25 protein-coding genes and 3 pseudogenes are annotated in these 26999 nt (G+C 59.8%); 24 read left to right on the forward strand and 4 right to left on the reverse strand.

From position 1 onward, the window contains the following. The first annotated feature begins 31 nt into the window (after positions 1–31). The gene (locus tag AC0V8S_RS24000) at positions 32–349 is read left to right on the forward strand and encodes a hypothetical protein (RefSeq protein ID WP_475433775.1); all 318 of its coding nucleotides are present in this window, start codon (positions 32–34) and stop codon (positions 347–349) included. A gap of 21 nt (positions 350–370) precedes the next feature. Here AC0V8S_RS24000 and AC0V8S_RS24005 read toward each other — a convergent pair whose 3' ends face one another. Continuing rightward, a complete protein-coding gene (locus AC0V8S_RS24005; protein WP_475433776.1) occupies positions 371–1021 on the reverse strand; it encodes a hypothetical protein in 651 nt (216 codons plus the stop codon). A 218-nt stretch (positions 1022–1239) separates the two neighbouring features. Further along, entirely contained in the window at positions 1240–2739 is a 1500-nt protein-coding gene (locus tag AC0V8S_RS24010; protein ID WP_475433777.1) for a DUF4403 family protein, read from the reverse strand. 767 nt (positions 2740–3506) lie between these two features. On the opposite strand from AC0V8S_RS24010, the pseudogene AC0V8S_RS24015 reads away from it, so the two are divergent. Further along, positions 3507–4718: pseudogene (locus tag AC0V8S_RS24015) on the forward strand (trypsin-like serine peptidase); the annotation flags it as partial. Between the two features lie 68 nt (positions 4719–4786). Beyond that, a complete protein-coding gene (locus AC0V8S_RS24020) occupies positions 4787–5257 on the forward strand; it encodes a DNA/RNA non-specific endonuclease (protein ID WP_475438688.1) in 471 nt (156 codons plus the stop codon). Positions 5258–5322: 65 nt separating this feature from the next. On the opposite strand, the gene AC0V8S_RS24025 is transcribed toward AC0V8S_RS24020, so the two are convergent. Next, a complete protein-coding gene (locus AC0V8S_RS24025; RefSeq protein WP_475433779.1) occupies positions 5323–6237 on the reverse strand; it encodes an ArdC family protein in 915 nt (304 codons plus the stop codon). A 608-nt stretch (positions 6238–6845) separates the two neighbouring features. Between AC0V8S_RS24025 and AC0V8S_RS24030 the strand changes: the two genes are divergently transcribed. The 5 genes and pseudogenes from AC0V8S_RS24030 to AC0V8S_RS24050 all read left to right on the forward strand — a co-directional run bounded on the left by AC0V8S_RS24030 (position 6846) and on the right by AC0V8S_RS24050 (position 12272). Beyond that, on the forward strand, positions 6846–8015 hold the full coding sequence (locus tag AC0V8S_RS24030) for an ImmA/IrrE family metallo-endopeptidase (protein WP_475433781.1): 1170 nt from the start codon (positions 6846–6848) through the stop codon (positions 8013–8015). A gap of 7 nt (positions 8016–8022) precedes the next feature. Then, on the forward strand, positions 8023–8487 hold the full coding sequence (locus tag AC0V8S_RS24035) for a DUF4411 family protein (RefSeq protein ID WP_475433783.1): 465 nt from the start codon (positions 8023–8025) through the stop codon (positions 8485–8487). A gap of 915 nt (positions 8488–9402) precedes the next feature. After that, a pseudogene (locus AC0V8S_RS24040) lies at positions 9403–10550 on the forward strand (IS701 family transposase); the annotation flags it as partial. A 778-nt stretch (positions 10551–11328) separates the two neighbouring features. Next, the gene (locus tag AC0V8S_RS24045) at positions 11329–11847 is read left to right on the forward strand and encodes a Ros/MucR family transcriptional regulator (RefSeq protein ID WP_475433784.1); all 519 of its coding nucleotides are present in this window, start codon (positions 11329–11331) and stop codon (positions 11845–11847) included. Between the two features lie 71 nt (positions 11848–11918). Beyond that, positions 11919–12272, forward strand: a complete 354-nt coding sequence (locus AC0V8S_RS24050) for a sunset domain-containing protein (protein WP_475433786.1) — start codon at positions 11919–11921, stop codon at positions 12270–12272. A gap of 18 nt (positions 12273–12290) precedes the next feature. Here AC0V8S_RS24050 and AC0V8S_RS24055 read toward each other — a convergent pair whose 3' ends face one another. After that, positions 12291–12836 (reverse strand): recombinase family protein, encoded by a 546-nt coding sequence (locus AC0V8S_RS24055; RefSeq protein WP_475433788.1) that lies wholly within the window; start codon positions 12834–12836, stop codon positions 12291–12293. Between the two features lie 239 nt (positions 12837–13075). On the opposite strand from AC0V8S_RS24055, the gene AC0V8S_RS24060 reads away from it, so the two are divergent. The 16 genes and pseudogenes from AC0V8S_RS24060 to groL all read left to right on the forward strand — a co-directional run bounded on the left by AC0V8S_RS24060 (position 13076) and on the right by groL (position 26998). Continuing rightward, positions 13076–13873 (forward strand): hypothetical protein, encoded by a 798-nt coding sequence (locus AC0V8S_RS24060; protein ID WP_475433789.1) that lies wholly within the window; start codon positions 13076–13078, stop codon positions 13871–13873. Between the two features lie 63 nt (positions 13874–13936). Beyond that, entirely contained in the window at positions 13937–14308 is a 372-nt protein-coding gene (locus AC0V8S_RS24065) for a hypothetical protein (protein ID WP_475433791.1), read from the forward strand. A 155-nt stretch (positions 14309–14463) separates the two neighbouring features. After that, positions 14464–14718: a hypothetical protein gene (locus AC0V8S_RS24070; protein WP_475433793.1), complete on the forward strand. Its 255-nt coding sequence runs from the start codon at positions 14464–14466 to the stop codon at positions 14716–14718. A gap of 76 nt (positions 14719–14794) precedes the next feature. Beyond that, positions 14795–15355 carry a hypothetical protein gene (locus AC0V8S_RS24075; RefSeq protein WP_475433795.1) on the forward strand — a complete coding sequence of 187 codons (561 nt, stop codon included), beginning with the start codon at positions 14795–14797 and terminating at the stop codon, positions 15353–15355. 52 nt (positions 15356–15407) lie between these two features. Then, complete coding sequence (locus tag AC0V8S_RS24080) at positions 15408–15776, forward strand: hypothetical protein (RefSeq protein WP_475433796.1); 369 nt, start codon at positions 15408–15410, stop codon at positions 15774–15776. A 26-nt stretch (positions 15777–15802) separates the two neighbouring features. Continuing rightward, entirely contained in the window at positions 15803–16024 is a 222-nt protein-coding gene (locus AC0V8S_RS24085; RefSeq protein WP_475433798.1) for a hypothetical protein, read from the forward strand. 30 nt (positions 16025–16054) lie between these two features. Next, complete coding sequence (locus tag AC0V8S_RS24090) at positions 16055–16273, forward strand: hypothetical protein (protein ID WP_475433800.1); 219 nt, start codon at positions 16055–16057, stop codon at positions 16271–16273. An 80-nt stretch (positions 16274–16353) separates the two neighbouring features. Beyond that, positions 16354–16773 carry a hypothetical protein gene (locus AC0V8S_RS24095; RefSeq protein ID WP_475433801.1) on the forward strand — a complete coding sequence of 140 codons (420 nt, stop codon included), beginning with the start codon at positions 16354–16356 and terminating at the stop codon, positions 16771–16773. Between the two features lie 264 nt (positions 16774–17037). Next, positions 17038–18084, forward strand: coding sequence for an ABC transporter substrate-binding protein (locus AC0V8S_RS24100; protein ID WP_475433802.1), 1047 nt, complete (start codon positions 17038–17040; stop codon positions 18082–18084). A gap of 31 nt (positions 18085–18115) precedes the next feature. Next, on the forward strand, positions 18116–18997 hold the full coding sequence (locus AC0V8S_RS24105) for an ABC transporter permease (protein WP_475433803.1): 882 nt from the start codon (positions 18116–18118) through the stop codon (positions 18995–18997). Then, positions 18973–19719, forward strand: coding sequence for an ABC transporter ATP-binding protein (locus tag AC0V8S_RS24110; RefSeq protein ID WP_475433805.1), 747 nt, complete (start codon positions 18973–18975; stop codon positions 19717–19719). The genes AC0V8S_RS24105 and AC0V8S_RS24110 overlap by 25 nt, the downstream gene beginning before the upstream one ends. Positions 19720–19766: 47 nt before the next feature. Next, positions 19767–21115: pseudogene (locus AC0V8S_RS24115) on the forward strand (LLM class flavin-dependent oxidoreductase). Between the two features lie 544 nt (positions 21116–21659). Continuing rightward, the gene (locus AC0V8S_RS24120; RefSeq protein ID WP_475433807.1) at positions 21660–23477 is read left to right on the forward strand and encodes a sensor domain-containing phosphodiesterase; all 1818 of its coding nucleotides are present in this window, start codon (positions 21660–21662) and stop codon (positions 23475–23477) included. Positions 23478–23563: 86 nt separating this feature from the next. Next, a complete protein-coding gene (locus AC0V8S_RS24125; protein WP_475433809.1) occupies positions 23564–24598 on the forward strand; it encodes a sensor domain-containing diguanylate cyclase in 1035 nt (344 codons plus the stop codon). 385 nt (positions 24599–24983) lie between these two features. Beyond that, entirely contained in the window at positions 24984–25280 is a 297-nt protein-coding gene (gene groES / locus AC0V8S_RS24130) for a co-chaperone GroES (protein WP_006203049.1), read from the forward strand. Between the two features lie 62 nt (positions 25281–25342). Beyond that, on the forward strand, positions 25343–26998 hold the full coding sequence (gene groL / locus AC0V8S_RS24135) for a chaperonin GroEL (RefSeq protein WP_475433818.1): 1656 nt from the start codon (positions 25343–25345) through the stop codon (positions 26996–26998). Position 26999: the final 1 nt, after the last annotated feature.

Raw genomic sequence — 26999 nt, forward strand, 5'->3', positions numbered from 1 at the left:
TACGGATGCAAACGCCGTAAAGGCGGAGGGGATGAGAGAGATGGTGTTCTTTGCAACAATCGGACTTCTTATCATCGCCGTGAGCATCCCCATTGCCGCCATGTACGCCTGCGGACAGTTTGTCGGACAGAAACCGCCACACGCGCTGTTTAAGATGGCCGTGATGTTGGCGGTGGGGTTAGGCCTGTTCTCAGCCGTGGTAGGCGCAATGCTCTACGCGCGCGCCGGCGGCATGACCGTTTCCGAGTGGGTGATGCTGGCCTGGGTTGCCGGATCTGCCGTTACCGGCCAGGTCGCTCTGCTGGAATCGCTGGGCCGCAAGCCTCTTTCGTCGCCCGCAACTGACTGACAGTTTCATTTCCGCTGACTCTTACCTGCCGCGGGTCGTGATCGGTGGGGCCTCATGCCGTTGGCCCGTCGCCACGGCACGCCAGTGCATCGCAAGCGCAATAATGCCCGCCAGGGTTAGCGCGCCAAAGATTGTTGGCTCAAGGCCCGGCAGCACGGTCGCATTACCGATACACGGATCGGCTAACTCCCTGTGAAAATCAGTGCAGATACGAGCGGGATCGTTCAGCGTCCGCAGCTGAGACCAATCCCAAAGGCTGGCGCCTGGGTCCTTCTTGCCGTCGTTCAGCATTACCGTCGCGGAGAGAAACGTACACCAGAAATAGGCCAGCGCGATCGCGGGTAGCACAGAGAAGACCGCAATCATCACGCCTTGATAGACGCGGCCCTCGGGCGAGCCCGTATCGATTGCGTCGAAGCCGACAACGGGTATCCGCGCGTGCCAGTGCGAGCCGCCGCGTAGGGCATAGACGCGTCCAACGAGTGAGGTTAGGGCGAGCAAAATCGAACATATCGGGACTGCGATCATTACTGCAGGCACCCTCGCCTTCATGACCAGCTTTGCACCGAATATCTCTTCCCCGCCTTGCGCTACCACCCAGGAATTCAGGGCGTAATAGAGAAGGAGCGCACCGACCACAAACCAAACCTTGCTAAGCTGCGATTGCGTCATTTGCACCTCTTGTTCGTTATGGGTGGCCACGGCTCATTTGGCAGGCGGGCTACTGACCTACTAAATCAGCTGATAGCGCCATATCGAAATTCATTTTGAGCCGGGCACTGGCAATCAGATTTTTTGGCCCGACGGTGATATCGAGAAGTTCGATCGACGGAGTGTCAGCGGAAATCTTCAATCCCGGAACGTTGGTATTGTGAACGGCCTTCAAAATCTCATCGGACGCGTCGTTGATCTGCTTGTTGAGATCGACTTCTCGAATGAGCCTCTAAATCTGCGAGGATCTGGGTTTCGAACAGGGATTGTGCTGCCTTCCAGAAGGCGTTGTCCAGGACGGTCGCGAAATGCAATTCATCGATCGAGATCGCTGTGCCAGTTTTCTCGACGCGGGGTAGCCCTGAGAGGTAAACCCAGCCGGTCGTGTTCAGGAACTCTCCCGGCAGCTTTGCCTGTACCTTCAGGCCCACCACGACGGAGCCAGCGCTAGGATAGAGGTCAACATCCTCGACCTTGACATCGATGGCGCCGGCCGGCGTCTGCTGCTGGAAGTCGTGACCCTTAAGGTTCTTTGACAGCTCGTCCAACAGCAATGCATAGGGAGCAGCTGCTTGCACGGTGATATCGGCTTGACTCCGATCGGCTGATGTTTTGCCCAATGGCGGCAGAGACAGGGTCTGTGTGGGAACTGGCTCTGCGGCAAGACTGGTCTTTGCCGCGACACGCACGGTCATCTTCATGCCTTGCGCTTCACCGACCAGGCCCGAAAAGCTCGCCGCTGTGGGGACGATGTTGAGATAGACGGGCGTGCTGTCCGCTCGGTCGATCTTGATCGAAAAGGCGTGCCATTGGGCCTCCACCTTTGACCGAAGCGCATCACAGGGCAGAGCTTTGGAAATGGCATCCTGTATCTTGGCACGGTGGTCATTGATCTGGCCGTTCAACACGTCAGCCAGTCCCAGATTGATCGGCCCTGCGCAGACCTGGGGGTGCCCCAGGTTGCCAAAGTCAAAGCCGAGGCAGTTTTTGCCCACTACTTCCACCGAAGCACTGCTCACCCATCTGCCGGTTGGGGTTCCCGAGAGCACGGGGCACCACCTATCGTTCATGTCGAGCTGCAGATCGACGCCGGGGACCAGCCGAGCCTCGAAGTTCTTTCCGGAAAGCGAAAGCAGTTTGGCAAGGTCGCCGCCTACGCCGGCCTGACCGCTGACAAACAGCGGCTGTTCGACGTGAACGCCATTGCCCGCCTGGGTCACGACCAGAGGTCCATCAGTTTTGATATCAGCATGCCAATGATAGTCGGCGCATTGGTTCGTAGTGCCAATGCTCGGAGCCGTAATATCTGGCACCTCAGCGCAAACACGGACACCTATCCAACGGCACTCAGTGTGATGTCCCACCTGTCCGGGATTAATATGAGGAATACCGACACATCCGATTTGACCATCTCCTTGCACTGGAACGGATTGCGGTATCTTCAATTGCGCTGCTTGCACTAGCGTCTCATACGGGATTTGTGCCACCAGCGTGAGAACGCTGTCCGAAACGGGTGCCGGCGGCACATCGGCAGTGCCGCCATGGGGTGGCGCCTGGAAGAGATTTTTTTCGCAGCCCGAAACGCCAAGCAAAATGAGAAGGACCGGAACGAACCGGCGAGCGGCGGCGGCAAAGTGAGCGACACGCAACTTCGTGTCCGGTCTGGTACGCGCTGTCATGGACGTCTCCCCCAAGAATGCTCTGCACCCGTTGAAGCGGCGGCACTGAAAGTCACCGCTTTGTGATCTCTACGTGATCGAATGACCTTCAGGTCCCCCTATGCGCAGGCAGGCGCCGAAGCTCCTGCCGCCAAAGACAACCGAACAAGCGATCCCGCCCTAGGAACTTCGTCGAGAACTCTATTCTTCACATTGACCGCACATTACTCTTTGTTGCATAGTGGCGTAAGAGGAGGTTTGGATTTTTTAGAACCGGACAGAGGAAGAGCGGGTTGGAAAGGCCTGCGTTTTCAAATATGTTAGCCGCTTAAATATGACGCGTTTCAACTATTCACTCGTTTGAAGATTAAATCGTTTAACGTCAAATCTCTCAATCGCTATCGTCAAATAGAATCTCATAGATTGTCCCTATTCCTTGGAGGGAGGAATCTACCATGGCCGCGACTAATTTGTTCGACGAACGGCGCCGCGCGGTAATGATTGCGGCTGCAAAACGATGGAGAGCGCAGCCGCCAACACCTGCGACGACGCAAGTGACGCCATCGGAACAGGCGCGCTACGACGCTCGCCGCTCGAGCTTTGATCAGGCGAGCGAACTGAAGGCACAAGGCCGTCTTCCGGTGTTCGTCGAGCGGAAGATGGGCCCTACCCTTGACTGGTACACCTTGCCGCCAGACGATGCTGCCCGAGCCGCTGGCCGGCCGGTCGCGCGCATCGTGGCCAACGTCGATCCGAAGGTCGACCCGGTCGGGTTTGCGACCGGATTCATGGTTTCACCTAACGTTCTTCTGACAAACTGGCATGTGTTTCCGGATCCCGGCTCGGTACGAGGAACTGGCGCCAACTTTCTTCATGATGAGACGGCATCAGGTGTCGCCCGCGGCATCATTTTCGAGTTTGATCCGGACGCCCTTTTCTTCTCGGCGGAGGATCTCGATTTCGCGCTCGTCGCGGTGAAGCCGAAGTCGATCACCGGCGAGCTTCTCGCCTCTGTCAACTTCCTGGCGATCAATGGATCGCGGTCAAAGATCCTGCCCGGAATGCCGATCCGGATGATCGAATATCCTGACGGCGGGCCAAAACGCTATGCGATGCAGAATTGCCGGCTGCTTGAGCTGCGGGACGACGGTTTCCTCCGGTACGAGACCGACACCGAGGAAGGATCATCGGGCTCGGCTTGCTATTCGGAAATGTGGGAGGTCGTTGGGCTGCACCACGCCTCCATTCCAAAAATGCGTGGCAATGCAATTCTCAATAAGGACGGTTCGGCATGGTCACCTGGCCAGCCGGATGACGGGATAGACTGGATCGCGAATGAGGGTGTGCGGATAAGTGCGTTGGTCAAGGCCTTCGGCGGCCTTGTGCCGACCACGCCCGCCTCCAAGCATCTTTTGGACGAATTGCTGGCCAACACGACCGATCCTACCGATGAGGTCGCGAAGCTGGCGACGCCTCGCGCGCCAGAAGCGATTAGTCCTCTGCTACCTGATCCCTCCAAAATTTTCGCAAACACGAAAGGAAACGTGATGGGCGGCGTTACCATGAATTTTTCCGGACCAGTGACGATTTTCGTTGGTAGCGGCGTGCCGGCATCACAGCTTCCACAGGCGACGGCCGCGGTCGCGGGGGACGAGGCGCTCGAGAAAGCACTGCGCTTCGACCCCAATTACGACGATCGAGAAGGCTACAACCCTGACTTCCTCGAAAACGATATCACCGTGCCGCTGCCTCGCATTTCGCAGGAGCGGGACCAGGAGATGTATAAGGAAAATGGCCAGATCGTCGTGCTCAAGTACCATCACTTCAGCCTGGCCATGAACGCTTCCCGGCGCATGCAGATGTGGTCAGCGGTCAATGTCGACTACGATGCATCGAAAAGGACCTCCAGCGGCCGCGCCTTCTTCGGTCAGGATCGTTGGGTGTTTGACCCGCGAATTCCGCAGCAATACCAATTGGGCGATCCCGACATTTACGCGCCCGCCAAACAGATTGACCGGGGCCATATCGTGCGCAGGGAAGACAATGCCTGGGTGATACGCCGACGGAAATCGAGTTTGCCAATTCCGACACGTTTCACTTCTCAAATTGCACGCCGCAGCACGCGGCCTTCAACCGCTCCCAGCCGGGAAAGCAATGGCCAGGAGTTCAAGGCTTGTGGGGCGGCTTCGAAAATCACATTCAACGCGACTTGCAATCCGGTGACACGCGCGCCTGCATCATAGCGGGACCGATCTTGGACGCGAACGATCCGTCTGAGGATTTTGGGACCGGCGTCGTGCAGTATCCTCTTGTCTTTTGGAAAGTGGTTGCGGTCTCGACGCGCGATACCAACGGGCGCCGGTCACTACGCATCTACGGCTTCAGGCTTTCCCAAAAGGATGTCGTCGACCGGTTCGGCGTGGAATTCGCGCCCGGCGAGTATGCCCGCTATCAAGTCGCCCTGTCAGCCATCAGCGACGAGGCCGGCGTTATTTTTGACGATGTTCTCTTGCGCGCCGATACCCACGCCGAGGCGTAACGTGACACTCGGCGTGGCAGCGACGGCCAGCTGTCGCTAATCGCTTCGGTCCAGAAGGCCGCCGCTCACGCGGCGGCGGCTTCGGAGGCGCTGAAGCGCGACAGATAGTCCGCGGCGCGTTGCGCGTGCGCGGCGGCGGCGAAGATAGCCCGCTTGTCGTCCTTCAGCACGGACAGCCAGTGGCCGATATAGGCGGCATGGTCGTCGCGATCCTCGAGGCGCAGCCCCAGGTCGGCGCACAGGAACGCGGCCCCGAGCTCGGCAACAAGCTCCTCGCGGGCATAGCCGTCATCTCCGAACCGCTTGCGACCGAAATCACGATCAAGGCGCGTAGCGTGCCGGGTCCAGTGTGTGGCCTCGTGGGCCAGCGTGGCGTAATAAGCCTGTGCGTCCCGGAAGGCCTCGAAGGCGGGCATCTGGATAACATCAAGCGCCGGGCTGTAGTAGGCGCAGTCACCGCCATGACGGATGTCGGCGCGGGTCGCGGCGAAGAAAGTTTCGGCATGGGCGATGCGCTCATCCGGGTTCCGGCCGGTTTCGGCGCTGGCATAGAAGTGAGCCGGCAGACCGTCGACCTGCTCGACATTGAAGACCGTGTAGGCCTTCAGGAACGGGATGAAGCGCTCGGCCTCATCGCCTGTGGCCTCGTCGGTCTCGGTGCGCCGCAGGGTGTCGGCATAGACGACGGGAGAGCCCTTCTCGCCCTTGCGGACACGGCCGCCCAGCTCGATGGCCTGCTTGAAGGTCATCCAGATCGGCGCGGCGTAGTGCCCGGTCATCGCGGACGCCCAGAGCGTCAGGACGTTGATGCCGGCGTAGGGCTGGCCGTTGTGGCGAAGCGGCCGGGAGACGTGGCCAGCGGCATGGGCGGCACTCCAGGGCTGCGTCCAGGGTTTGACGCCCTGCTCAAGGGCCTCAATGATCTGGTTGGTGATGCGGCTGTAGACATCCTGCCGCGGGGTTTCGTTGGTGTCCGACATGACCTTGCTCCTTTTGCGTCGGGTTTTTCTCAAGACGCGGAGAAGCTGGGCCGGGCGATTGAGCCGGCCGGTCAGGCCCTAACACGGTCCCGCCTTGGCGGGAGTGGTGCGGGCGGGGTTTGACCGGGCGGCGCGCGCGGCCGGACGATCGCGGCAAAGATTGAGGAAAGCCCGCCGCAATGAGCATGGGCGGTACGCCGGGACGCCGAACCGCGCGGCATCGGCGAAAGTCGAGAGGAAGCGCCCCTGCAAAGGCACGCAGCACGCGAATCGACGCTAATGGACGTCGCCGTGCGAGACCAACTTTACCGCGGCCCTTTTTAAGGTACGGGGCCACGGCTGGCCCATGCGACTGGAAAGCGACGACCATCCGAGCGAAAGCACCGCGACCGGCTTGCGTTAGCTGAACCCGATCCAAGGATCACTGGAGAGAAGATCGCGTGAGCCGGGAGAACGCCAAAAACGGTCCGGCGGCCTTCCGCCACGCCTAGCCCTTGCGACGTCCTTTCGAGTATGACCGGGATGCAACGCCACCACGATCCAAAGGCGTTAACTGGAACAAGAGGTGCGGCGGCCATATTGACAGCTGTGATAGAGTAAACGCGACCATGACCAAAAGCACCCTCGCCTATATCAATCCGGCCATCCTGCGATGGGTCCGGGAACAGGCCCGTCTCAGCCCCGAGGCGGCGGCCGAAGGCATTGGCATATCCGCCGATAAGCTGCAGGCCTGCGAGGCCGGCGACAAGCACCTGACCTTCCCGCAGTTTCTGGCCGCGGCGAATTTTTACAAGCGCGCACCCGCAATCTTCTATCTGAATGAGCCTCCGGTCGGATTTCTACCGATTCAGGATTTCCGGCGCCTTCGCGAGACGCCGGAGGACGCCTTTAAGTCTGGTCTGGAATGGGCGATCCGGCAGGCCAGGGAGAGACGCGAATTGGCGCTCGAGCTCCGAAATGATTTGGGCGAGCCGGTTCAGCCGTTCAAACTGCAGGCCTCCGTCAAAGACAACGTAGAGACCGTTGGGGCGGCGATCCGGACCTATCTTGGCATCAAGCAGGCTGACCAGCAGACCTGGCGGGCCAAGGCTTTCGATAATTGGCGCACCGCCATTGAAACCAAGGACGTGCTGGTCTTCATGGTACCGCGCTTGGCATTGACCGAAATGCGCGGCGTGGCGGTCGCAGAACCCAAACTGCCGATCATCCTGATCAATTCCAAGGATCGCACCAACGGGCGCACTTTCACCCTGTTGCACGAATTCTGCCATCTGGTCGTCAGGGCCAGCGGTATCAGCGGTCTCGATTTCGTCGCACCCGAGCCCGCCAGCGCCGTCGTCGAGCAATTCTGCAATGCGGTCGCCGGCGCCGCCCTGGTTCCGAGCGACTGGTTGCTAAGCGAGCATTTGGTACGCGCCAAGGGCCAGGTGAAGATCTGGGACGACGACGAGCTGGCCGCGCTGGCCGGCCGCTTCGGCGTCAGCCGCGAAGTCGTCTTGCGCCGTTTGCTGAGCCTCGGCCGCACGACACAGGCATTCTATGAAAGCCGCCGTGCGAGCTTCCAGGCCGAGTATGACGCCTTGGCCGAGAAAAAGAGTAGCGGAGGTCCCGAGCGTCATCTGGTGGTGCTCAGCCAGCTAGGTCGTGGCTTCACTCGACTGGTGCTACAGGGCTACTACGATCGCCAGTTGACGCTGCGCGATGTTGCAAGCCACCTCAACATGCAGGTGACTGCCGTTCCGAACATCGAGCGCGCCGCCTTCGGCCTTGCAGGGTAGCCGCTACGTGGCGACGATTTATTGCATCGACACATCGGCTCTGATCGCCGCATGGTACGAACGTTACAAGCCCAAGCGCTTCCCGAAACTGTGGGACGAGTTTGACAAGCTGATCGGTCAGGGCCGCCTGGTTTCGTCCCTTCTGGTCCAGGCCGAATGCGAGAAACGCTCCCCGGAGTTGCATGACTGGCTGAAAGAGCGCGCGGACATGTTTGTCGCGCCCGACCAGGCGATCCAGCAGCGCGTCCAGCATGTGCTGAACACCTACAAAGGCTTGGTCGCCGCCGGCAAAGAGAAGTTTGCCGCCGATAGCTTTGTCATTGCCACGGCTGAGGTGTTGGGCCACACGCTCATCACCGAGGAAACCGGCGTGGACAGCTTACGCAAGATCCCCGGCGTCTGTAATGCCATGAAAATACCCTGCATCAACCTGATGCAGCTGTTCGACGCCGAAGATTGGACCGTCGGCTAGGCGAAATGCCGTGGGAACGGCATAAGCCACCCCACAGAGATAACTCTCTCTATGGAAGGCGTATTACCCGGCGCAGAGGTCCCAACGGCGAAGCATCGTCAATCCAGGTGCGAGAGCGCTCTATCTTGGCGCCAGCTACTGCAATCGACAACGCCACTCAGGACATGCCATCGTCGCAGCCCGATTTCCTGTTCTCATTTATCCGGGTGGGCCAGGCTCACCCGTTGATCAATATACGCCGTCGCAAGCGTGAGCCTCTCGAAAAGGTCTCCCTTGCGCGGACTATAAATCTTCGCAAGCCGCGCACCATCGCCCCCCCGGTCATCCCAACTGTCTTCTCTTTATCGCGAAAGTACTCTTCTACAACCGCTTAGTGGGATCCGATCAGAGATCAACTGCACCGAGATTCTGATAAGATAACGCCAAGTGATCACTTCCACGAAATATGGATTCCATTGCGTCGCACCAATAACTGACCGGAAAATCTGAACAGTCTCGACGTCATGAAATCATAAATGACGCCATGATTGAATGTCGGCACTACAAAATTAGGTTGCCACCTTTTGCTTCGTCTCTCTGGTTCTTCGTGTTCGGTCACTTATCCGCTGCGATCCAACGCTTATTAAACATATCGACTCTTAATTCTCGAGCCTTGAAGCCATTCTATCGTTTATCCTTCGCAGCGATGCTTGCATTTTCGACTACGTCGGGGTTATGGCAATCACGGGTTGTTAAGTCAAGCTTGTCCTGAACAAGAGAATGTGAGAGTTGTGTGCCGACCAAGTTGTTGCGACGGCATTACTTTTATCGGTAAAAAACAACGGAGAAAGAGCCTAGTATTACAATTGCGTTTCACACATGAATTAGTTATTTTTTTCGATTCCGTGCCGGGCGGCCAAAGGGGGGTTATTGATAATGGTTGAATCGATTGAAATGACACTGGAGATATGGGCCTCGGCACTACGGGAGGTGAAGTCTCGGATCAAGGGGCTTTTCCCTCAGGAACGCGTGGCGATCTCGGCCGGTCTGTTCCTTGAAGGCCTGCTCCGGGACGCGCATCGCAAAACCGGGTGGATGCGCGCCGAGGCTGCAGGTGACCCGGGGCCGTGGCGCCAACAGGCCATTCTCGGAAGGGGCAGGTGGGACGCAGACGCCCTGCGCGACATCGTGCGCGAATATGCACTCGAAACGCTAGCCGACGCCGAAGCGGTCCTCGTGATCGATGAGATGGGTTTCGTCAAGCAAGGCAAGACGTCCTGTGGGGTAGCGCGCCAGGTCAATGCCTCGACGGGCAAGATGGCCAACTGCCAGATCGGCGTGTTCGCCGCCTATGCATCGAGGCACGGGCATGCTTTCGTTGATCGCGTACTGAATCTCCCGAGGGCCTGGACGGAAGACCCTGCCCGCCTGGCGCGGGCCCACGTGCCTGCGGGCACGACTTTCGCGACAAAGTCCCGCCTGGCTCTTGATATGATCGCGCGCATCGTCGCAGCCGACGTACCCTTCAGCTGGGTAGCCGTTGTCCGGGTCTACAGTGGCGTCGACATCGAGATGGCCCTGCGACGCTGGTGCAAGGGATACGTGCTCGCCGTTAGCGCAAACCATCATTTCGCTTTCCGAAATCGCTTTTTCCCCGAAGGAGGAACGGCCGAAGATGTCGCACGGAACCTCGATCCCTCCGTTTGGCGGAGCTTGCCCCCAGGAGGGGCCCTCCAGGGCCCTGAATCATGGGCTTACTGCCCGTTCACTGACTCGGACGTCGCGCAATACGACAAAACCCGCACCGGGCTCTGGACCCAGGGCTCTTGATCCGACGCGATGCGAACCAGCCTCTCTGCTACTTTTCAACATGGTCCCCAGCGGGCACCGACATCGAAACGCTGATTGCAGTCGAGCAATGTTGCAGGATTGTCGAGGAAGGCCTTCGCGCGGCGAAGAACGAACTTGGCCTCGACCATAACGAAACCCGTTCCTGGCACGGGTGGCACCGCCACGTCTCGCTGGTCATGCTCGCATTCGCGATGGTGTCGACCGTGCGTCTCAGGGCGAGCCCCCAGCCCCCGGGAGTGGTCAGTAAGCTCAAGGGGACTAGTTGCCAGCTCGAACGCTTGCCGAGGACCTTCAGGAAGCCGAAACCGGGATCGCTCGGCGCCGCAGCCGCTCCCCCATGGCAAGATCAATCCGGCGAATGTGCCCGCAAGCCCTTGCCGAGCAAAACGCAATAGTAGCGTGAGGTTCTCATCATGAAATTGTCCGTGAAACCGAGATGCTCCCGACTTCCGAACCAGGGCCGGCAAGGCCGCCGGATTCGCTTGGATTGGGAGAAATGAAGAGGTGGTATGCGACAAAATGCCATCATCGGTGTCTGTACGTCAGATCGAGCTATCCGACCTGAGCAAGGGCTTAGCCAGGGGCTCTCTAGAGGATCGGTATTCCGGTTGGAGCGAGTTTCACCTGTCGTTTGAGGAGCAAACCGTTTGGAAGCCAGGATTCCAGGCCAAGCCTGACACTAGGATGGCAACAAAGCCCGCGGCAGAGCGATTTCCAAGCACGCAACCCAGGCGGATCCCGGGGACGCACAGAGCGAAGAAGATGGCCCGCCGATCTAGGGCCCTGCTCTTACTTGGACAAGCACGTAATCTTCAATGGAGAGGTTGGGCGCGACACTAAATCATCCGTACTCGAAGAATACAAGATGCCATCCCTTTTGATGGCTACAATGAGACCCCGTGGGAAAGTGCAGTTAACGCCTTCAGAGATGACGACTTCAATTTGCGCCGCGCAAGTGGACCGTCAACACTTCTCGAATATGAAGGCTTGCAGAAAGCAAGGAGCATGCTTATGACCGAAGACAATACCGAACGCACAAGCGCAGATGACAACACTACTGACCAGACAGGCGTGAATGAGGAGAATACCGAGCTCATAAACGTGGATGAGCAGGATACCGAACAGTCGGGCGTGGACTTGCTGGCCCTTACGGCAGATATTGTGGCAGCCTACGTCCAGAAGAATGCGACCCCCGTTGCCGACCTTCCGGACTTGATCTCTAGCGTCAATTCCGCGTTGAGGGGCATTGCACAACCACCTGCCCCAGCAGAATCTGAGCTCGTTCCGGCGGTCAATCGCAAGCGGTCCGTGTTTCCCGACTATATTATCTGCTTAGAGGACGGAAGAAAACTCAAGTCCCTCAAACGACATCTCAGAGCCCATTTCGGACTGACACCCGAGGAATATAGAGCAAGATGGGGACTTGCCTCTGACTACCCGATGGTGGCGCCCAATTATGCTGCCCAGCGGTCCCTCCTTGCGAAGTCCGCTGGTCTCGGACGCAAGCCGGCCGTCAACACGGCAGGGTGAAGTCTCCGCTCGCTCGCGGCTTCTGGACTTTTGGCTTTGAGAGACCCATCCTCCCCTCGGGAGAGATGGCGATGGGGAATGCGGTTCAGTCATGGCGTAAACGGCGCACACCATGGTGGCGCGCGGTTCTCAAAGCCCGCTTTGCAATCGTTGTTGCACTGCTTGCGATCTCATCTGCAGCCTATGTCGCGGCTGACAACCGGCCGCGGCTCCCAACTGTTCACTCTTATGGCACATCTTCGAACACAGGGCGTAAGGTAGGTTGTGACATCAAGGGCAACATCAACCAGCGTGGTGAACATATTTATCACGTGCCGGGCCAGGAATATTACCTGGCTACCCGGATCAACCCTGCGCGTGGCGAGCGATGGTTTTGCTCCGAATGGGAAGCATGGTGGGCGGGTTGGCGAAAGGCTAAGGTTTGAAGAAACCTGCTATATCCTTTACGGATGAAGCCGCGCGATCGTGCTGTTGCTGACATTGTAGCGGTGGGCGACCTCACCCCTTGCCTCCCCGGCCGCAAGCCGTGCCAACGCCTCTCGTCGCTGCTCTTGGGAGAGCTTGGGCTTGCGGCCGAACTTAACCCCCATGGCCTTGGCGCGAGCGCGTCCATTCGACGTGTTCTCGAGGATCCTGCGCCGTTGCCATTTGGCGGCCCATCCGACAAGGAAAAGTACCAGATCCGACATCTCCGACGTGGTGTCGATAAAGGGCTCGTCCAGCAGGCGCAGCCCGGCGCCGGCCGACGTCACGGTCCTGAGGATGTTCAGCATATCAAAGGGGTCCCGCGCCATACGGTCGCTGACGACGGCATAAACCACGTCGCCTGACTTCAGGGATCTTAACAACCGCTGCAATTGAGGACGGTCGGCATCCTTGCCGCTGCGCTTTTCAAAGAAAATCTTCTCGCAGCCTGCCGCCTGCAGGCGCTCAATCTGGGCGGCCAAGTCCTGCGCTTCGGTCGATACCCGCGCATAGCCGTATTTCATTCACCCATGCCTCCTCCGTTGCTCCAAAAATCACGACTTTTGCAAGAGTCGTCATGAGCAATATTTGCCTTTTTTTGAGCTTATCTGATAGGTATTTTGCTCAAAGTATGTGCAGAAAGTCGGTGCGCGCACAGCGCCACCGCCGCGCGCAGGCGCGCGCAAAAGTCGTGATTTCTGCATAAACCTGCCGTCTCTCCAGCCTCCTCCTTACAGGTGCACCTTTGAGACGTAGCGCAGCCTTGTTCTTCGTCGCGGCCGGGTCGATTCCGCCGCGTAACCCGTTTGAAGGCCCTAAGGTATTCGTGAAACGATCCCGGGTTTTGTCGCTCGCGTTTGCGTTAGCAGTCGCCGCCACGCCCGCCTTTTCTCAAGAGAAACTTTCTCTCGATGTTGCGGTGCCCGCGGCGAGCCTGCCGTCGGATTTGTTCAGGCCCAATGGCCGGTCAGTTGACTTCCTTGGAATAGGTCTCGGCCAGACGGTTGATGACATTCGCAAAATATTGACCGACCAGAACTTTTCCAACGAGGAACCATCGAACCGCTTCCTGCTCGAGGAGGAATATTTCAACGTCGAGGTCATCGCCACCGGCCCCAACAGGTACTTCCCTGACATCACCTGGACCGGGCCAGAAGACGCTGAAGCCACCCAACGCATAAGGGTGGAGTTCTCATCTCCCTTGACCGGCCAGCGCTCTACCGACGTCCGGCGCCTCGTCACCTACAACGGCGGCAAAGGTCCTTTGGTCGCGACGCTTCGTGCGGCGATCGTCCAGAAGTTTGGCCCGCCAAGCGTCGATAGCAGCTCGTCGATGCGCTGGTTTTGGAGCAAGGGCCAGTTGGTCAAGAACGGCGCCCGTGACAAGCAGATGGCGATCGGTATGGAGACCGAAAGCGATTACGTGAAGGCTGTCTCCTACGAGGTGGTCGATGACGCCGCAGCGGCCGCTGACCGGGATCAGGTTGCCCAATTTGAGAAATCCGTCGAGAGCGCCACCAAAAAGGTGCGCGACACACACTCCACGGCGCCCAAGCTCTAAAATCTGTCCCACAACAAACGGAGGAAGATTGTGAATATGATTTCGCGCGTCCAGGCTCTTCGGATGGCAACCCTCGCCGCCGGTCTGTTGGCCGTTGTTTTGCCTGCAAGGGCCAAGGACATTATTGCATTTATTGATCAGGAGATGTCGCAAGCCAACCCAAGTTATATGCTCATTCTCCACAACAAGCAGGGATGGACCTCCAACATCATCGACACGATCAGAGCCCGGTTGGATGCCAAGCACTTCAAATACGACTTTCAAACATACAACGATGGCGATCGGCCGAAAGACATAGCCCGACCCTTCAACTGGCCCAATTACGGTGCGGTGTTCTGTTTCGGGCAGTTCCTGGAGTGCGACTATGTGCACCAGCAAGCTACGGCAAAAGGCTTCGAAGGCGATTTCTTCAACTCCAATTTGGAGAAGCGATAGACATCGCCCAGGCCTACCCGGCTTATCCCCCAAAAATAGGTGCTCTCTTGAGACGTAGCGTAGCATTGCCACTCTTGGCGGCCGGGATGTCCGCTTGCAATCCACTCGCAGCTGACCCGAAAATCGGAATCGTTGGACGGTGGGAGAGCCCCACCTTGACCCGAAGCCAGCGCCGGCTTTTCGCGGAATTCAAAATGGGCGGGAACGTGTTCTTCCTCAACAGCAACGCCTCTACCTCCAGGGCCGATTGGACGTTTCTCCAGAGCGGCGAGCTCCAAATCACCTATCCGGCTGGCTTTTCGAGACGGTGCAAGGCGACGATCGCCGGCACCTCTCTGACCATCGAGCCGCCAACATGCCTTTACGGCTGGGATGAAGTCGGCCCGAGTATCGCGCTCGTCAAGCAATGACGCGCTGTCGCCTGACTGCGCCCGTTTCGCCCCACCGTACAGACGACTGTCCAGCCCTTCTCTCGAGGTTACCGCCATGCAAAACACAATCAAGATTCCGGCCATCGCGTGGGGCATTGCCGCGCTGGTCTTCTTTCCGTTCTTTGTTCCGAACTCCTACAATATCAGCCTGTTCGGCATTCGCTTCCTCCCCGCCGCTCTCTTCGCCTATTTCGCCTATCGGACTTACAAGAACGGGCTCGCGGCAGGTGCCAGCCCCGAAGAACGCGCCCTGGCCCGGCACCAAGCCTTCGCAGCCGTGGCCTTATCTGTGGTCAGTGTGATCCTCGGTATCGGGTTTGGCCTGATCCGACCGCCAAACTTCAACTCTGTCATGCCCTCTGTCGCCAGCATCGAGGGCAAGTACAGAGATCCGAACGGCAGCACGGTCGAGTTTCTTGCCGACGGCACTGCTGTCATCGTTATTCACGGCCAGCAAGCAATCTGGAAATGGAGCACCTATGCGGGCAATCGCCTGAAACTCGAGCCCGACCCCGGTATGATCGGCGTTTCGTCCGCGATGTGTGACTACCAGCTCAACGGCTCCAGCTTGCGGGTCACCGGGTGCGAGTATGCGATGCAATTGACCCGGCTCTGAAGGCATTTCCGAGCTCCTTGTCGAGCTGACCCAACACCATCGGAGAATCCCCATGACCAAGCACAATGTTAGACTGGCCGTCCTTGCGTTCGCCGTCCTGGTGGCGGCGACCGGGGTCACCGCTGCTCACGCCCAACCTCCAAAGTTGGGCGAAGCGGCCGCAACCCTGGCTATCACCGAATATGCCGAGGCTAACTGCCCAGGCCTCGCCGTGGACCATGCCAAGCTCGCAGCCTATTTCGCCGCCGGCGGCTTCACCGCCGATCAACTTAAGAAAGAGGGGAAATACCGGCACGTAAGGGATATCGACCTCCCTGGCGACGTCGCCAACAGGGGAGCCGCCGCAGTCTGCTACGACATTCAGGCATCCTGGTACGTGCCGAGCGATACCCTTCGCCACAAGATTGTCTTCAAACCATAAGTCCACATCTGCTGAGGAGAGATTTCATGAACAAAGCCATAGGCCTTGGCATAGTAGGCGCACTGGTCGGGGCCGGCGTCGGGTTTCTGACGAAACCACAACCTGCATTGTCGATGCTGGCGACAGCTGACCCCGACGCCACCTATCAGTCAGCCATAGTGAGCCACATTGCAACTTATGCCGTGGTTGGGCTTGTCGCCGGCGCAGTCTTGGGGGCGCTAACGCTCCTGGCTGGGAAAGCCAGGTGAGCCTATCCGAGCGCCAGGAGCGGGAGTTGAATGATTTTGACCCGCGATGAAGCTAGGGCAGCACTTCGCCGCCAGATAGACGGCTTGCCGGATAAGCAAGCCGCTATCGCTCACAAGCTGGTTCCGATCTTTGACGAGATTGAAGATGACGCGTCCTACGTGAACGATGTGAACACGCTCATGGCCGCCCTCCAGTTCGTAGAATACATGGCGACTGGTGTCCGCCCTAGGACAGACGCGGTGCATTAGGGTCGTGCCGTTCCCATCTCCGTGCGCGGCATGTTTTGCTTTTGATGCGCTTCTGATGAAAGTTGACGTGAGAGGGCGACATGGATTTCAGGCTTATATTGGCGTTCACCGTGGCGGCGGGCGCCCTCCTGCCGGCGCAGTCCAGCGCCCAGGAGGAGCCTACACAACCCGGCCCCAGCCAGAGATTCAAGCTCGGCCAAAGTGACGGCTGCTTCCGCTACATTGGCGACGCGGTCGAATTTGTCGGCCGCTTCAAAGCCGGGAGCTATATCGGCGTGTCGATGATCACCATCGGCCAGGACGGCTTGCCGACACCGGCCGCCGATGAGGACCGGACACCGGCAATGGATTTGCCGGTGTGGACAAGCTCGTCGCCGTATTTCTGGTTCGGCCCGACGACCAGCAGCCGCGACTACTCCATCACGTTCTCACCTCGTGCCGCATGGGGCAGTGCCGCGATCGTCACGATCTGCGGCCGCCAGTCCCCGCCGGGAAGCTGACACAGGCTTTTTTTGCAACAACCGGGAACAGTCGCTTCGTTCTCTCGGGCAGCGACGCCTTCCGCCTGACTTCTCTGAGCAGCGGCTGGTTTGCGTCGGCCCCTCCCGCGTCGATTGGGCGTCACGTGCCCCAAATGAGCATGGGAGGCGAATAGCGTTTCCCTTGGGTGGCAAAGATCAGCATCCAATACTTTATCGTCTACAAAATTGATAGACATACTGAAGAGCGAAAGTAGAAGCCATTTCCAAAATTGGAGTAAGACGATGTTAGCTGTGGAGAGATTTTCGAGAAGGAGGTTTGGCGCCTTCGTAGCCGCGATCACCTTGGTCGCTTCTTCCGCCCCTTTCGGGGCCCTAGCGGGCAGTCCGGACGCGGGGAAGCTGCCGACCAAAATCCCGGAGGGTACGGTGCTTCGCATCGGCGACCCCGAAACGCAAAGGGCGTTAGAACTCTCGGGCCTGATCGATCGACTGCCCTTCAAGGTCGAATGGGCCAATATCAGCGGTGGTCCACAGACAATCGAAGCTTTTCGCGCCAATGCATTGGACGTCGGATCCGTCGCCGATATTCCGCCCATTCACGCAACCTGGACGGGCCTCAAGGTGAAGATCATTGCCGCGAAGTTCCGCAAGGATCCGGTTGCGCACCCGATTTATCAACTCGGCATTGCGCCGGGCGTCGAGGTAAAGTCGCTCGCGGATTTGCGTGGCAAACGGATTGCGTTCAGCCCCGGTCAGGCACAAGGCGCGCTGGTGCTGAGGGTCGTCCAGGCCGCCGGCCTGAAAAAGGAAGATGTCAATCTCATCGAACTGCCCAGCAAAGGCGACGCCTATCCGGTGGCGCTCGCCAGTAACCAAGTCGACGTCGCGCCGATCTGGGGAGTCCTCGTCAAGCACTATCTGCACCAGTACGGTGCCGACGGGGCTACCACCATCCCGCATGGCTTGCGCGATGATCCAGCCCATCTCTATGCGCCGCAGGCCGTGCTTGACGACCCGGCCAAAGCTGCCGCTCTCGGCGAATATGTGCGCTACTGGGCACTTGCGGCCCGCTGGGTGGAGGAGCATCCGAAAGAGTGGATCGAGGGCTACTACGTCGCCACCCAGGGCCTCAACGCAGAAGATGGCCAGTATCTCGTCGACGCCGACGGCCAGTTCGACATCCCGTCTGACTGGAACGATGTGATCGCGCGCCAGCAGGCGACGATCGATCTCCTGGCCAGGGAACTGAACAAGCCCCCGATCAAGGCAGAGGATCTTTTCGACAGGCGCTTCGAGACGATCGCCGCAAGTGCGCTGAACGCGTCCTGACGCCCGCTTCTCAAGACTGGAGACGACGCAGATGAACGCAATCTCACATACCGCCTCAGTTGCACTCCCTATTCCCTACGCATCGGATGAGAGGGGGTTGCTTCCGCCTGCTGCCAAGCCCCGCAAGACCGGGACGAGGCGTCGCCTGGCGCTTGGGCGAGCGATCCCGTTTGGCGCGCTGATCGGGCCCGGACTTCTTCTCGTGATCTGGTCCCTCGGCAGTGTCGCCGGCCTGATCGATCCAAGAACACTACCGGCGCCTTGGTCGGTTGTAAGCACGGCCATCGATCTCATCGCCGAAGGCAAGCTTCAGGATCATCTGATGACGTCTGCCTGGCGGGCAGCACAGGGTCTGGTGTTCGGCATCGTGATCGGAACCCTGCTTGCTCTCATTTCAGGTTTGTCGCGGCTTGGCGAGGCGATCATCGACGGCCCCGTTCAGATCAAGCGGGCGATACCGACGCTCGCTCTGATCCCGCTGCTGATGCTGTGGTTCGGTATCGGCGAGGGCATGAAGGTGACGGCCATCGCGCTGGCTGTCCTGATCCCGATCTATATCCAGACCCACAGCAGCTTGCGCGGCATCGACAGCCGTTATGTCGAACTGGCCCAGACCTTGCGCATGGGCTACGGCGAATTCATCCGCCAGGTCATCCTGCCGGGCGCCCTTCCCGGCTTCTTCCTTGGCCTGCGTTTGGCGGTGACCTATGCCTGGCTGTCTCTGGTGGTGGTCGAACAGGTCAACGCCACCAGCGGCATCGGCTACATGATCGATCTCGCACGCAACTATGGCCAGACCGACGTCGTCATCGTCGGCCTCGTTGTCTATGCGCTGCTCGGGCTCGGCTGCGACGGCATCGTCCGCTTCTTCCAGGAAAGGTCGCTGTCATGGCGTCGCACCTTGGCGGATTGAGCGGCGCGCCCGTGGTGCGGGTCGAGAACCTGGTGAGGAGTTTCGGGCCGCGAACCATCCTCGACGGCCTCAGTCTCGACATCGAGAAGGGAGAGTTCGTCGCCCTTCTCGGCCGTAGCGGCTCGGGCAAGAGTACTTTGTTGCGCGCGCTCGCCGATCTCGATGATAAAGTCTCCGGCTCCGGCCGCCTCGAAACGCCCGATAAGAAATCGGTGGTGTTCCAGGATGCCCGACTATTGCCATGGAAACGCGTGCTGGAGAATGTGGTTCTTGGTCTCGACCTGCCGGACGCCGCCGAACGCGGACGGGCAGCTCTCGAAGAGGTTGGCTTGAGCGGCCGCGAGACCGCATGGCCGGTCGAACTCTCAGGTGGCGAGCAGCAGCGCGTGGCATTGGCGCGCTCGCTGGTTCGTGATCCTGAGCTGCTGCTGGCGGACGAGCCATTCGGCGCGCTCGACGCGCTGACCCGCCTGCGCATGCACGATCTGTTGCGCCAACTCTGCGCCCGTCACCAGCCGGCCGTGCTGCTGGTCACCCATGATGTCGACGAAGCCGTGACGCTGGCGGACCGGGTTTTGGTGCTCGACAAGGGCGCGATCGCCGCCGACATCGCAATCGATATCCCCAGGCCACGGGATTATGGCGACCGCCGGTTCGGCGAGAGCCGCTCCGAACTTCTGCGTCGTCTCGGCGTGGAGACAAGGCCCGTGCTGCCCGTCTGAGCGACCGAAGACTTGTCGCTCAGCGTTACCCCCAGGAGGCCCCACATATGCCCACCGCATCACGACAGTTGAACCTCAACCTTTTCATCTATCCTGGCGGTCATCATGAAGCCGGCTGGCGCTACAAGGATTCCGCCCCTGAGAGAGCGCTGGATATCGCCTATTATCAGGAACTGGCGAAAAAGGCCGAGGCGAGCAAGTTCGACGCGCTGTTCTTTGCCGATGGACCAGCGCTCGCCGATAACATCCGCTACGCAAGCCGCTTCAGGCTGGAGCCGCTGACATGGATTTCGGCGCTCGCCGCCGTGACGAAAAGCATCGGCTTCATCGCGACCGCCTCAACCACCTACAACGAACCCTACAATCTGGCCCGGCTGTTTGCTTCTGTCGATCATCTGAGCGGCGGGCGCGCCGGTTGGAACATCGTCACCACGGGCGACGCGTCGGCAGCGTTGAATTTCGGCTTTGACCGACACCCAACCCACGCCGACCGTTACGAGCGCGCCGGCGAATTCGTCGATGTGGTGACGAAGCTCTGGGACAGCTGGGAAGACAACGCGCTCGTCGCGGACCGGGAAGTCCCGGAATTTTTGCCGACACCGACAAGATCCACCCAATCAACCACATCGGCAAATATCATCGGGTGAAGGGACCCCTCACGCTTCCGCGCTCGCCGCAGGGGCGTCCGGTCTACGTCCAGGCGGGTTCGTCGGAAGACGGACGGTCGTTCGCAAGCCGCTATGCCGAGGCGATATTCACAGCCCATCAGACGCTCGGCAACGCGCAGGAATTTTATGCTGACATCAAGGCGCGTGTGAAATCGGTTGGCCGCAACCCTGACCACGTCAAGGTGTTGCCCGGCATCAGTCCCTTCATCGGTTCCACCGAGGCGGAAGCCCGCGCGCTGCATGACGAGTTCAATGAGCTGACGCAGCCGGAATATTCTCTCGATCAGCTGCGCCGCATCGTCGACGCCGACCTTTCCAGCTACAATCTGGACGGGCCATTTCCGCGCGAGCTCATCAGCGTCGAGGGCGAGCGCGGTGCGAGCAGCCGCTTCCACGTCGTACTCGACATCATCGAGCGCGAGAATCCTACCATCCGCCAGTTGCTCCACCGCCTCGCCGGGGCACGCGGGCATCGGGTCCAGACCGGGACGCCCGAACAGATCGCCGACAACATCCAGGAATGGTTCGACAACGGTGCCGCGGACGGCTTCAATATCATGCCGCCCTATCTGCAGGGCGGGTTCGACGTATTCGCCGAGGAGGTGGTGCCGATCTTGCGCCGGCGCGGACTTTTCCGGCACGACTATGATGGGGCAACGCTGAGGGACCATTTCGGTCTGCCGCGCCCGGAAAATATATTCAGCCGGCCGCAAAAGGCGACTGCCTGAGCTACTTTCGCAGCGGGCACACGCAAGCTGACGTCCCGCGACCGACAATACAGGGCAGCCAGGGAGGGTCCAAATGCAAGACAGAGAACCTGGCGGGTCGCATGCTTTGCCACTGCGATTCCAACATCCTTTCTAGCCATTCAGCGACCTGCTGCGGCTTGACCTCGACGAGGCGGATATAGTCGCTCCGGACAAGACCGGCGGCAATTTACGGCAAGGAAGTAACGTCCCTAGACAAGAAACGGGGCCGGTCTAACCATAAGCTTGAGTTCGCTTGAAAACGCGCTTTGGTGCGTGATTGTCGGAAGCCGCCCAGCGACGCGAGAAACCCATGAAACGTGTGGAAAAGGCGCGGCCTTTCGTGACTACCGAAATCCTGGCCCCGGTTTTTCAGAGGCGAAAGATAACACTTATAAAGAATTACCTGACACTGTCATCCTGTGCACTGCGCCTTATCAGGGTGATTTCACCAGGAATGCTACAGGGTATTTAGGCACACGTATTGGCGGTTAACGTGCTGCATCTCCAGAACAATATTCTCGAAATGATCGCCAGGGGCGAAACGCTCGAAGCGACGACGGACCGTCTTTGCCACCAGATCGAGAAACTGTTGCCGGACGTCAGATGTTCCGTTCTGCGCGTTGACGGTAACGGCTTGCTGCATCCCCTCCCAGGTTCCAGCTTGCCGAATGAATATATGGCTCTTCTCGAAGGCCTGATGATCGGCCCGCTGGTGGGCTCCTGCGGCAGTGCGGCCTATCTCGGAAAAGCCGTGGCTGCGAAGGACATCGCGACCGACCCGCGTTGGGTCAGCTTCAAGGAGCCAGTCCTGGCGCTGGGCCTGAAGGCCTGCTGGTCGAGCCCGATCTGCGACGTCGCGGGCGCTGTGCTCGGCACCTTTGCCATGTACTTTCCGGAGAAACGCGGCCCCACCCCGCGCGAGGAGAAGGTTGTCGCGTCGTGTACCTCTCTGTGCGCCATCGCGCTTGAGCGTCACCGGCGGGTCGTCGAGCGAGAGCACGGCGCCTATGTCGATGCCCTCACCAATTTGCCGAACCGAGCGAGTTTGGACGTCGCCCTGGAGCGGCTGTCCTTTGGCCAACCGAGCGCCTGGGCGGTCCTGATCATCGACCTCGACAACCTGAAGACCATCAACGACACCTTCGGCCATGCCGCCGGCGACGCTTTGCTACAGGCGGTGGCGTCACGTCTCGCCGAAAGCCTAGCGCCTGACCGTGTGTTCCGAATGGGCGGCGACGAGTTTGTCGTAATCCTTCAGCGAGCCGGAGCGCCCGCTAGCATCGAGAGCACGGCGCGTCATATTCTCGACACTCTGGCTGTGCCCGCCGACTGCGACGGGCATATGATCCTGGCACGGGCTACCATCGGCGGCGCAGTGCTGTCGGCGGAGGACGTTGATGCGAAAAGCGTGCGCCAAAACGCCGATTTCGCGCTCTACCACGCCAAGGAAACTTCGCGAGGCGGCTTCGTGCTGTACTCGCCGGGAATCGGCAGCGCAATCAAGACCCGGATCGAGGTGATCCGCGATGTTGACGTGGCTTTGCGCGAAGGCCGGATCGACGCGTTCTACCAGCCGATCCTGCGGCTCGACACCCGCGCGATCGTCGGCATGGAGGCCCTCTGCCGCCTTCGCAAGCCGGATGGCGAGGTCGTTTCCGCCGCTGCGTTTCACCAGGCGACGTCCGATGTCAGCGTCGCTTCGAATCTGACGGAACGCATGATAGCGATCGTCGCAGCCGACGCGCGCTCGTGGCTGGATCAAGGTATTCCGTTGCAGCATGTCGGCATCAACATTACCTCAGCCGATTTCCATAGCGGCACGCTTTACGCCCGTCTCGAAGCCGCCTTCGGCCGCGAGAACGTTCCGTTGAAGCACATCATTTTGGAGGTTACGGAGTCCGTCTATCTCGGCCAGCGCGATCCGGTCGTCGCTCGGGAGATCAAGGCGTTGCGGGCCCATGGCCTGCGCGTCGCGCTCGATGATTTCGGAACCGGCTTCGCTTCGCTCACGCATCTGCTGACGGTGCCGGTCGATATCGTCAAGATCGACAAATCCTTCATTGATCGCCTTGTCCAGGGAGATCCGAGCCTGGCGATCGTCGAGGGCTTGGTCGGCATCGCTCGCAAGCTCGACATCCAGGTCATCGCCGAAGGCATCGAGAACGAAGCCCAGGCCGTCTTACTTGCGGAGATCGGGTGCCAGTTGGGTCAGGGGTATCTGTTTTCGCAAGCGGTACCACGTCAAATAGCGAGAGGCCTTCTGAAGCGGTTCGGGCGACCACCTGCTGAGGAGACTAGGGTGGCGAGCGGGATAGGGAACCCAATCGATCGGATCGCCTGACACAAATCCCTCCCTGGGGGTGGCTTGAACAACCGATAAAGAATGCTGCGGCGCCGCGCAGAAAAGTGTCCGAAAAGGAGACAAATATGCGCCTGCCATCCGCGTCACAGCTTATTCGCAAGGCTTTTGGTCGCACCGGCTCCGAGCGATCGCCCGCAGGCCTGGCAATCCGTTCGGACATTCTTCCGGAGGAAACGAATTTCCGGATGCTGGCCGAAAACAGCGGTGATGTCATCATGCAACTCGGGCCGGACATGAAGGCGCGCTACGTTTCACCGTCATGCACCCGACTTCTGGGATGGCTGCCGGAGGAAATGGTGGGGCATGGTCCGGAGGTGTTCGTCCCGCCGGAGCATCTTCAAAACATCGCTGCGGCAGCCGCGCTCTTGCTTGCCGGGGCAGATGAAGGCGAGCCGCTTGCGATCGAGATCCGGCGCAAGGATGGGAAAACAGTCTGGGTGGAGACCAAGGCGCGCATCGTCCGTGATCCCCTAACTGGCGTTCCAGGCGACTTCGTCCTGATCAAGAGAGATATAACAGAACGCAAACGCCTCGAAGAACAACTCCGCTCGCTTGCGATGACGGACGGGCTGACCGGCCTGGCCAACCGTCGAGCCTTCGACGAAACCTTGGACAGGGAATGGCGGCGCACCGTTGGCAGCGCTGGACAGATGTCCTTGCTGTTGCTCGATATCGATCGATTCAAAGGCTTTAACGACAAATACGGTCATCAGGTAGGCGATGATTGTCTTCGTGCCGTCGCTGCCGCCATCAGAGACGTGCTTCATCGCCCCGGGGATCTGGCATCCCGATATGGCGGGGAAGAACTCGCCGTCATCTTGCCTGATACCGATGGCGAGGGAGCACTTGAAATAGCGGAACGGCTGAGGCTCGCAATCGAAAACCTCGGCCTGCCTCACAGCGACAATCCGGAAGGCGGCGGACGCGTCACCGTCAGCATTGGTTCAGCGACCGCACTGTCACGATCGGGCGGGACGATCAGGATGCCGGAAGGCCTGCTTCTTGCCGCCGACACCGCCCTTTACAAGGCCAAGCACAAAGGCCGAAACCGCGTCGAAGTTGCCCTGCTGCTCGCATCGGAAGGTCCCGACGCGGCCTGATCAAAAGACGCTACAGCCCCGCGCACCGACTCAGCCAGAAGGTCCCGATTTCGTTGGCCTGGCCAAGCTGAAATGCCCTTCAGGCGCCCTTCCCCGCTGGCCACACCAGGCAGGCGCCGCTGGCGGAGATGTTTTGAGCCGGAGGGGACAAGCCACTGGCAGCAAAGATGCAGAAAGAGCTTTCTCTTCACGTAAAGGGTCCCGGTGCTTCCGCACGATTCCAAAATCTTTTGCTCTTCGCCTGTCCCCTCTCCCGTCTTGACTAGTACCAGCCTACCGCCTATCCCACCGCCACGTTAGCACTCGCCTGTGGCGAGTGCTAACCATATGTCCGGCGCCGCCGGGCTGAGGAACTGTTCTCACCGTTCTCATCGAGGAAGAAAAAATGGCAAAGTCGAAGTTCCGCCCGCTTCATGACCGCGTGGTCGTTCGCCGGGTCGAATCCGAATCCAAGACCGCCGGCGGGATCATCATCCCCGATACGGCAAAGGAAAAGCCGCAGGAAGGCGAGATCATCGCTGTCGGCTCCGGCGCTCGCGACGAAGCCGGCAAGCTCGTCCCGCTGGACGTCAAGGCCGGCGACCGCATCCTGTTCGGCAAGTGGTCGGGCACCGAAGTCAAGCTCAATGGCGAAGACCTTCTGATCATGAAGGAATCCGACATCATGGGCATCATCGGCTGATATCAGGCCTTTCCGTCAACTGAATTCCCGGGCTCAATCCAAGCCCTTGCCAGGAGTTAAAAATGGCTGCCAAAGACGTAAAATTCTCTCGTGATGCCCGTGAGCGCATGCTGCGCGGCGTCAACATCCTCGCCGACGCGGTGAAGGTCACGCTCGGCCCCAAGGGCCGCAACGTCGTCATCGACAAGTCGTTCGGCGCCCCGCGCATCACCAAGGACGGCGTCACCGTCGCCAAGGAAATCGAGCTTGAGGACAAGTTCGAAAACATGGGCGCGCAGATGGTCCGCGAAGTTGCTTCGAAGACCAACGACATCGCCGGCGACGGCACCACGACCGCGACCGTTCTGGCGCAGTCGATCGTCCAGGAAGGCCACAAGGCAGTTGCCGCCGGCATGAACCCGATGGACCTGAAGCGCGGCATCGATCTGGCCGTGACTGAAGTCGTCGCGGCGCTCGGCAAGGCTGCCAAGAAGATCAAGACCTCCGAGGAAGTCGCCCAGGTCGGCACGATCTCGGCCAATGGCGACGAGTCGGTCGGCAAGATGATCGCGGAAGCGATGCAGAAGGTCGGCAACGAAGGCGTCATCACGGTTGAGGAAGCCAAGACCGCCGAGACCGAACTCGAAGTCGTCGAAGGCATGCAGTTCGACCGCGGCTACCTCTCGCCCTACTTCGTCACCAACGCCGACAAGATGGTTGCCGAACTCGAGGACGTCTACATCCTCCTGCACGAGAAGAAGCTCTCCAACCTCCAGGCCATGCTGCCGGTTCTCGAAGCCGTCGTGCAGACCTCGAAGCCGCTGCTGATCATCTCGGAAGACGTCGAAGGCGAGGCCCTGGCCACGCTGGTCGTCAACAAGCTGCGTGGCGGCCTGAAGATCGCCGCCGTCAAGGCGCCGGGCTTCGGTGATCGCCGCAAGGCCATGCTGGAAGACATCGCCATCCTCACCGGTGGCCAGGTCATCTCGGAAGACCTCGGCATCAAGCTCGAGAACGTCGGCCTCAACATGCTCGGCCGCGCCAAGAAGGTGTCGATCTCCAAGGAGAACACCACCATCGTCGACGGCGCCGGCAAGAAGGCCGAGATCCAGGGCCGCGTTGCCCAGATCAAGCAGCAGATCGAGGAGACCACCTCGGACTACGACAAGGAGAAGCTGCAGGAACGTCTGGCCAAGTTGGCCGGCGGCGTTGCCGTCATCCGCGTCGGCGGTGCGACCGAGATCGAAGTCAAGGAAAAGAAGGACCGCGTCGATGACGCCCTCAACGCGACCCGCGCGGCCGTGGAAGAAGGCATCGTTCCCGGCGGCGGCGTCGCCCTGCTGCGCGCTTCGCTGAACATCAAGGCTGTCGGCGCCAACTCCGACCAGACCGCCGGCATCGCCATCGTCCGGCGCGCCCTGCAGGCTCCGGCCCGGCAGATCGCTGCGAATGCAGGCGCCGAAGCATCGATCGTTGCCGGCAAGATCCTCGACAACAAGGACGCAACCTTCGGCTACAACGCCCAGACCGGCGAATATGGCGACATGATCGCCATGGGTATCGTCGATCCGGTCAAGGTCGTTCGTACGGCCCTGCAGGACGCGGCCTCGGTCGCCGGCCTGCTGGTCACCACCGAAGCGATGATCGCCGAAGCTCCGAAGAAGGAAGCGGCTGGCGGCGGCATGCCTGGCGGCATGGGCGGCGGCGGCATGGGCGGCATGGGTGGTATGGGTTTCTAAC

The organism is Mesorhizobium oxytropidicola (assembly GCF_056174625.1).

Bases quoted from the DNA above. Each gene is read 5' to 3' on its own strand.
- AC0V8S_RS24000 (WP_475433775.1), top strand. From the start codon at position 32: ATGAGAGAGATGGTGTTCTTTGCAACAATCGGACTTCTTATCATCGCC.
- AC0V8S_RS24005 (WP_475433776.1), bottom strand. From the start codon at position 1,021: ATGACGCAATCGCAGCTTAGCAAGGTTTGGTTTGTGGTCGGTGCGCTC.
- AC0V8S_RS24010 (WP_475433777.1), bottom strand. From the start codon at position 2,739: ATGACAGCGCGTACCAGACCGGACACGAAGTTGCGTGTCGCTCACTTT.
- AC0V8S_RS24025 (WP_475433779.1), bottom strand. From the start codon at position 6,237: ATGTCGGACACCAACGAAACCCCGCGGCAGGATGTCTACAGCCGCATC.
- AC0V8S_RS24030 (WP_475433781.1), top strand. From the start codon at position 6,846: ATGACCAAAAGCACCCTCGCCTATATCAATCCGGCCATCCTGCGATGG.
- AC0V8S_RS24045 (WP_475433784.1), top strand. From the start codon at position 11,329: ATGACCGAAGACAATACCGAACGCACAAGCGCAGATGACAACACTACT.
- AC0V8S_RS24050 (WP_475433786.1), top strand. From the start codon at position 11,919: ATGGGGAATGCGGTTCAGTCATGGCGTAAACGGCGCACACCATGGTGG.
- AC0V8S_RS24055 (WP_475433788.1), bottom strand. From the start codon at position 12,836: ATGAAATACGGCTATGCGCGGGTATCGACCGAAGCGCAGGACTTGGCC.
- AC0V8S_RS24065 (WP_475433791.1), top strand. From the start codon at position 13,937: ATGGCAACCCTCGCCGCCGGTCTGTTGGCCGTTGTTTTGCCTGCAAGG.
- AC0V8S_RS24075 (WP_475433795.1), top strand. From the start codon at position 14,795: ATGCAAAACACAATCAAGATTCCGGCCATCGCGTGGGGCATTGCCGCG.
- AC0V8S_RS24080 (WP_475433796.1), top strand. From the start codon at position 15,408: ATGACCAAGCACAATGTTAGACTGGCCGTCCTTGCGTTCGCCGTCCTG.
- AC0V8S_RS24085 (WP_475433798.1), top strand. From the start codon at position 15,803: ATGAACAAAGCCATAGGCCTTGGCATAGTAGGCGCACTGGTCGGGGCC.
- AC0V8S_RS24090 (WP_475433800.1), top strand. From the start codon at position 16,055: ATGATTTTGACCCGCGATGAAGCTAGGGCAGCACTTCGCCGCCAGATA.
- AC0V8S_RS24095 (WP_475433801.1), top strand. From the start codon at position 16,354: ATGGATTTCAGGCTTATATTGGCGTTCACCGTGGCGGCGGGCGCCCTC.
- AC0V8S_RS24100 (WP_475433802.1), top strand. From the start codon at position 17,038: ATGTTAGCTGTGGAGAGATTTTCGAGAAGGAGGTTTGGCGCCTTCGTA.
- AC0V8S_RS24105 (WP_475433803.1), top strand. From the start codon at position 18,116: ATGAACGCAATCTCACATACCGCCTCAGTTGCACTCCCTATTCCCTAC.
- AC0V8S_RS24110 (WP_475433805.1), top strand. From the start codon at position 18,973: ATGGCGTCGCACCTTGGCGGATTGAGCGGCGCGCCCGTGGTGCGGGTC.
- AC0V8S_RS24120 (WP_475433807.1), top strand. From the start codon at position 21,660: ATGATCGCCAGGGGCGAAACGCTCGAAGCGACGACGGACCGTCTTTGC.
- AC0V8S_RS24125 (WP_475433809.1), top strand. From the start codon at position 23,564: ATGCGCCTGCCATCCGCGTCACAGCTTATTCGCAAGGCTTTTGGTCGC.
- groES (WP_006203049.1), top strand. From the start codon at position 24,984: ATGGCAAAGTCGAAGTTCCGCCCGCTTCATGACCGCGTGGTCGTTCGC.
- groL (WP_475433818.1), top strand. From the start codon at position 25,343: ATGGCTGCCAAAGACGTAAAATTCTCTCGTGATGCCCGTGAGCGCATG.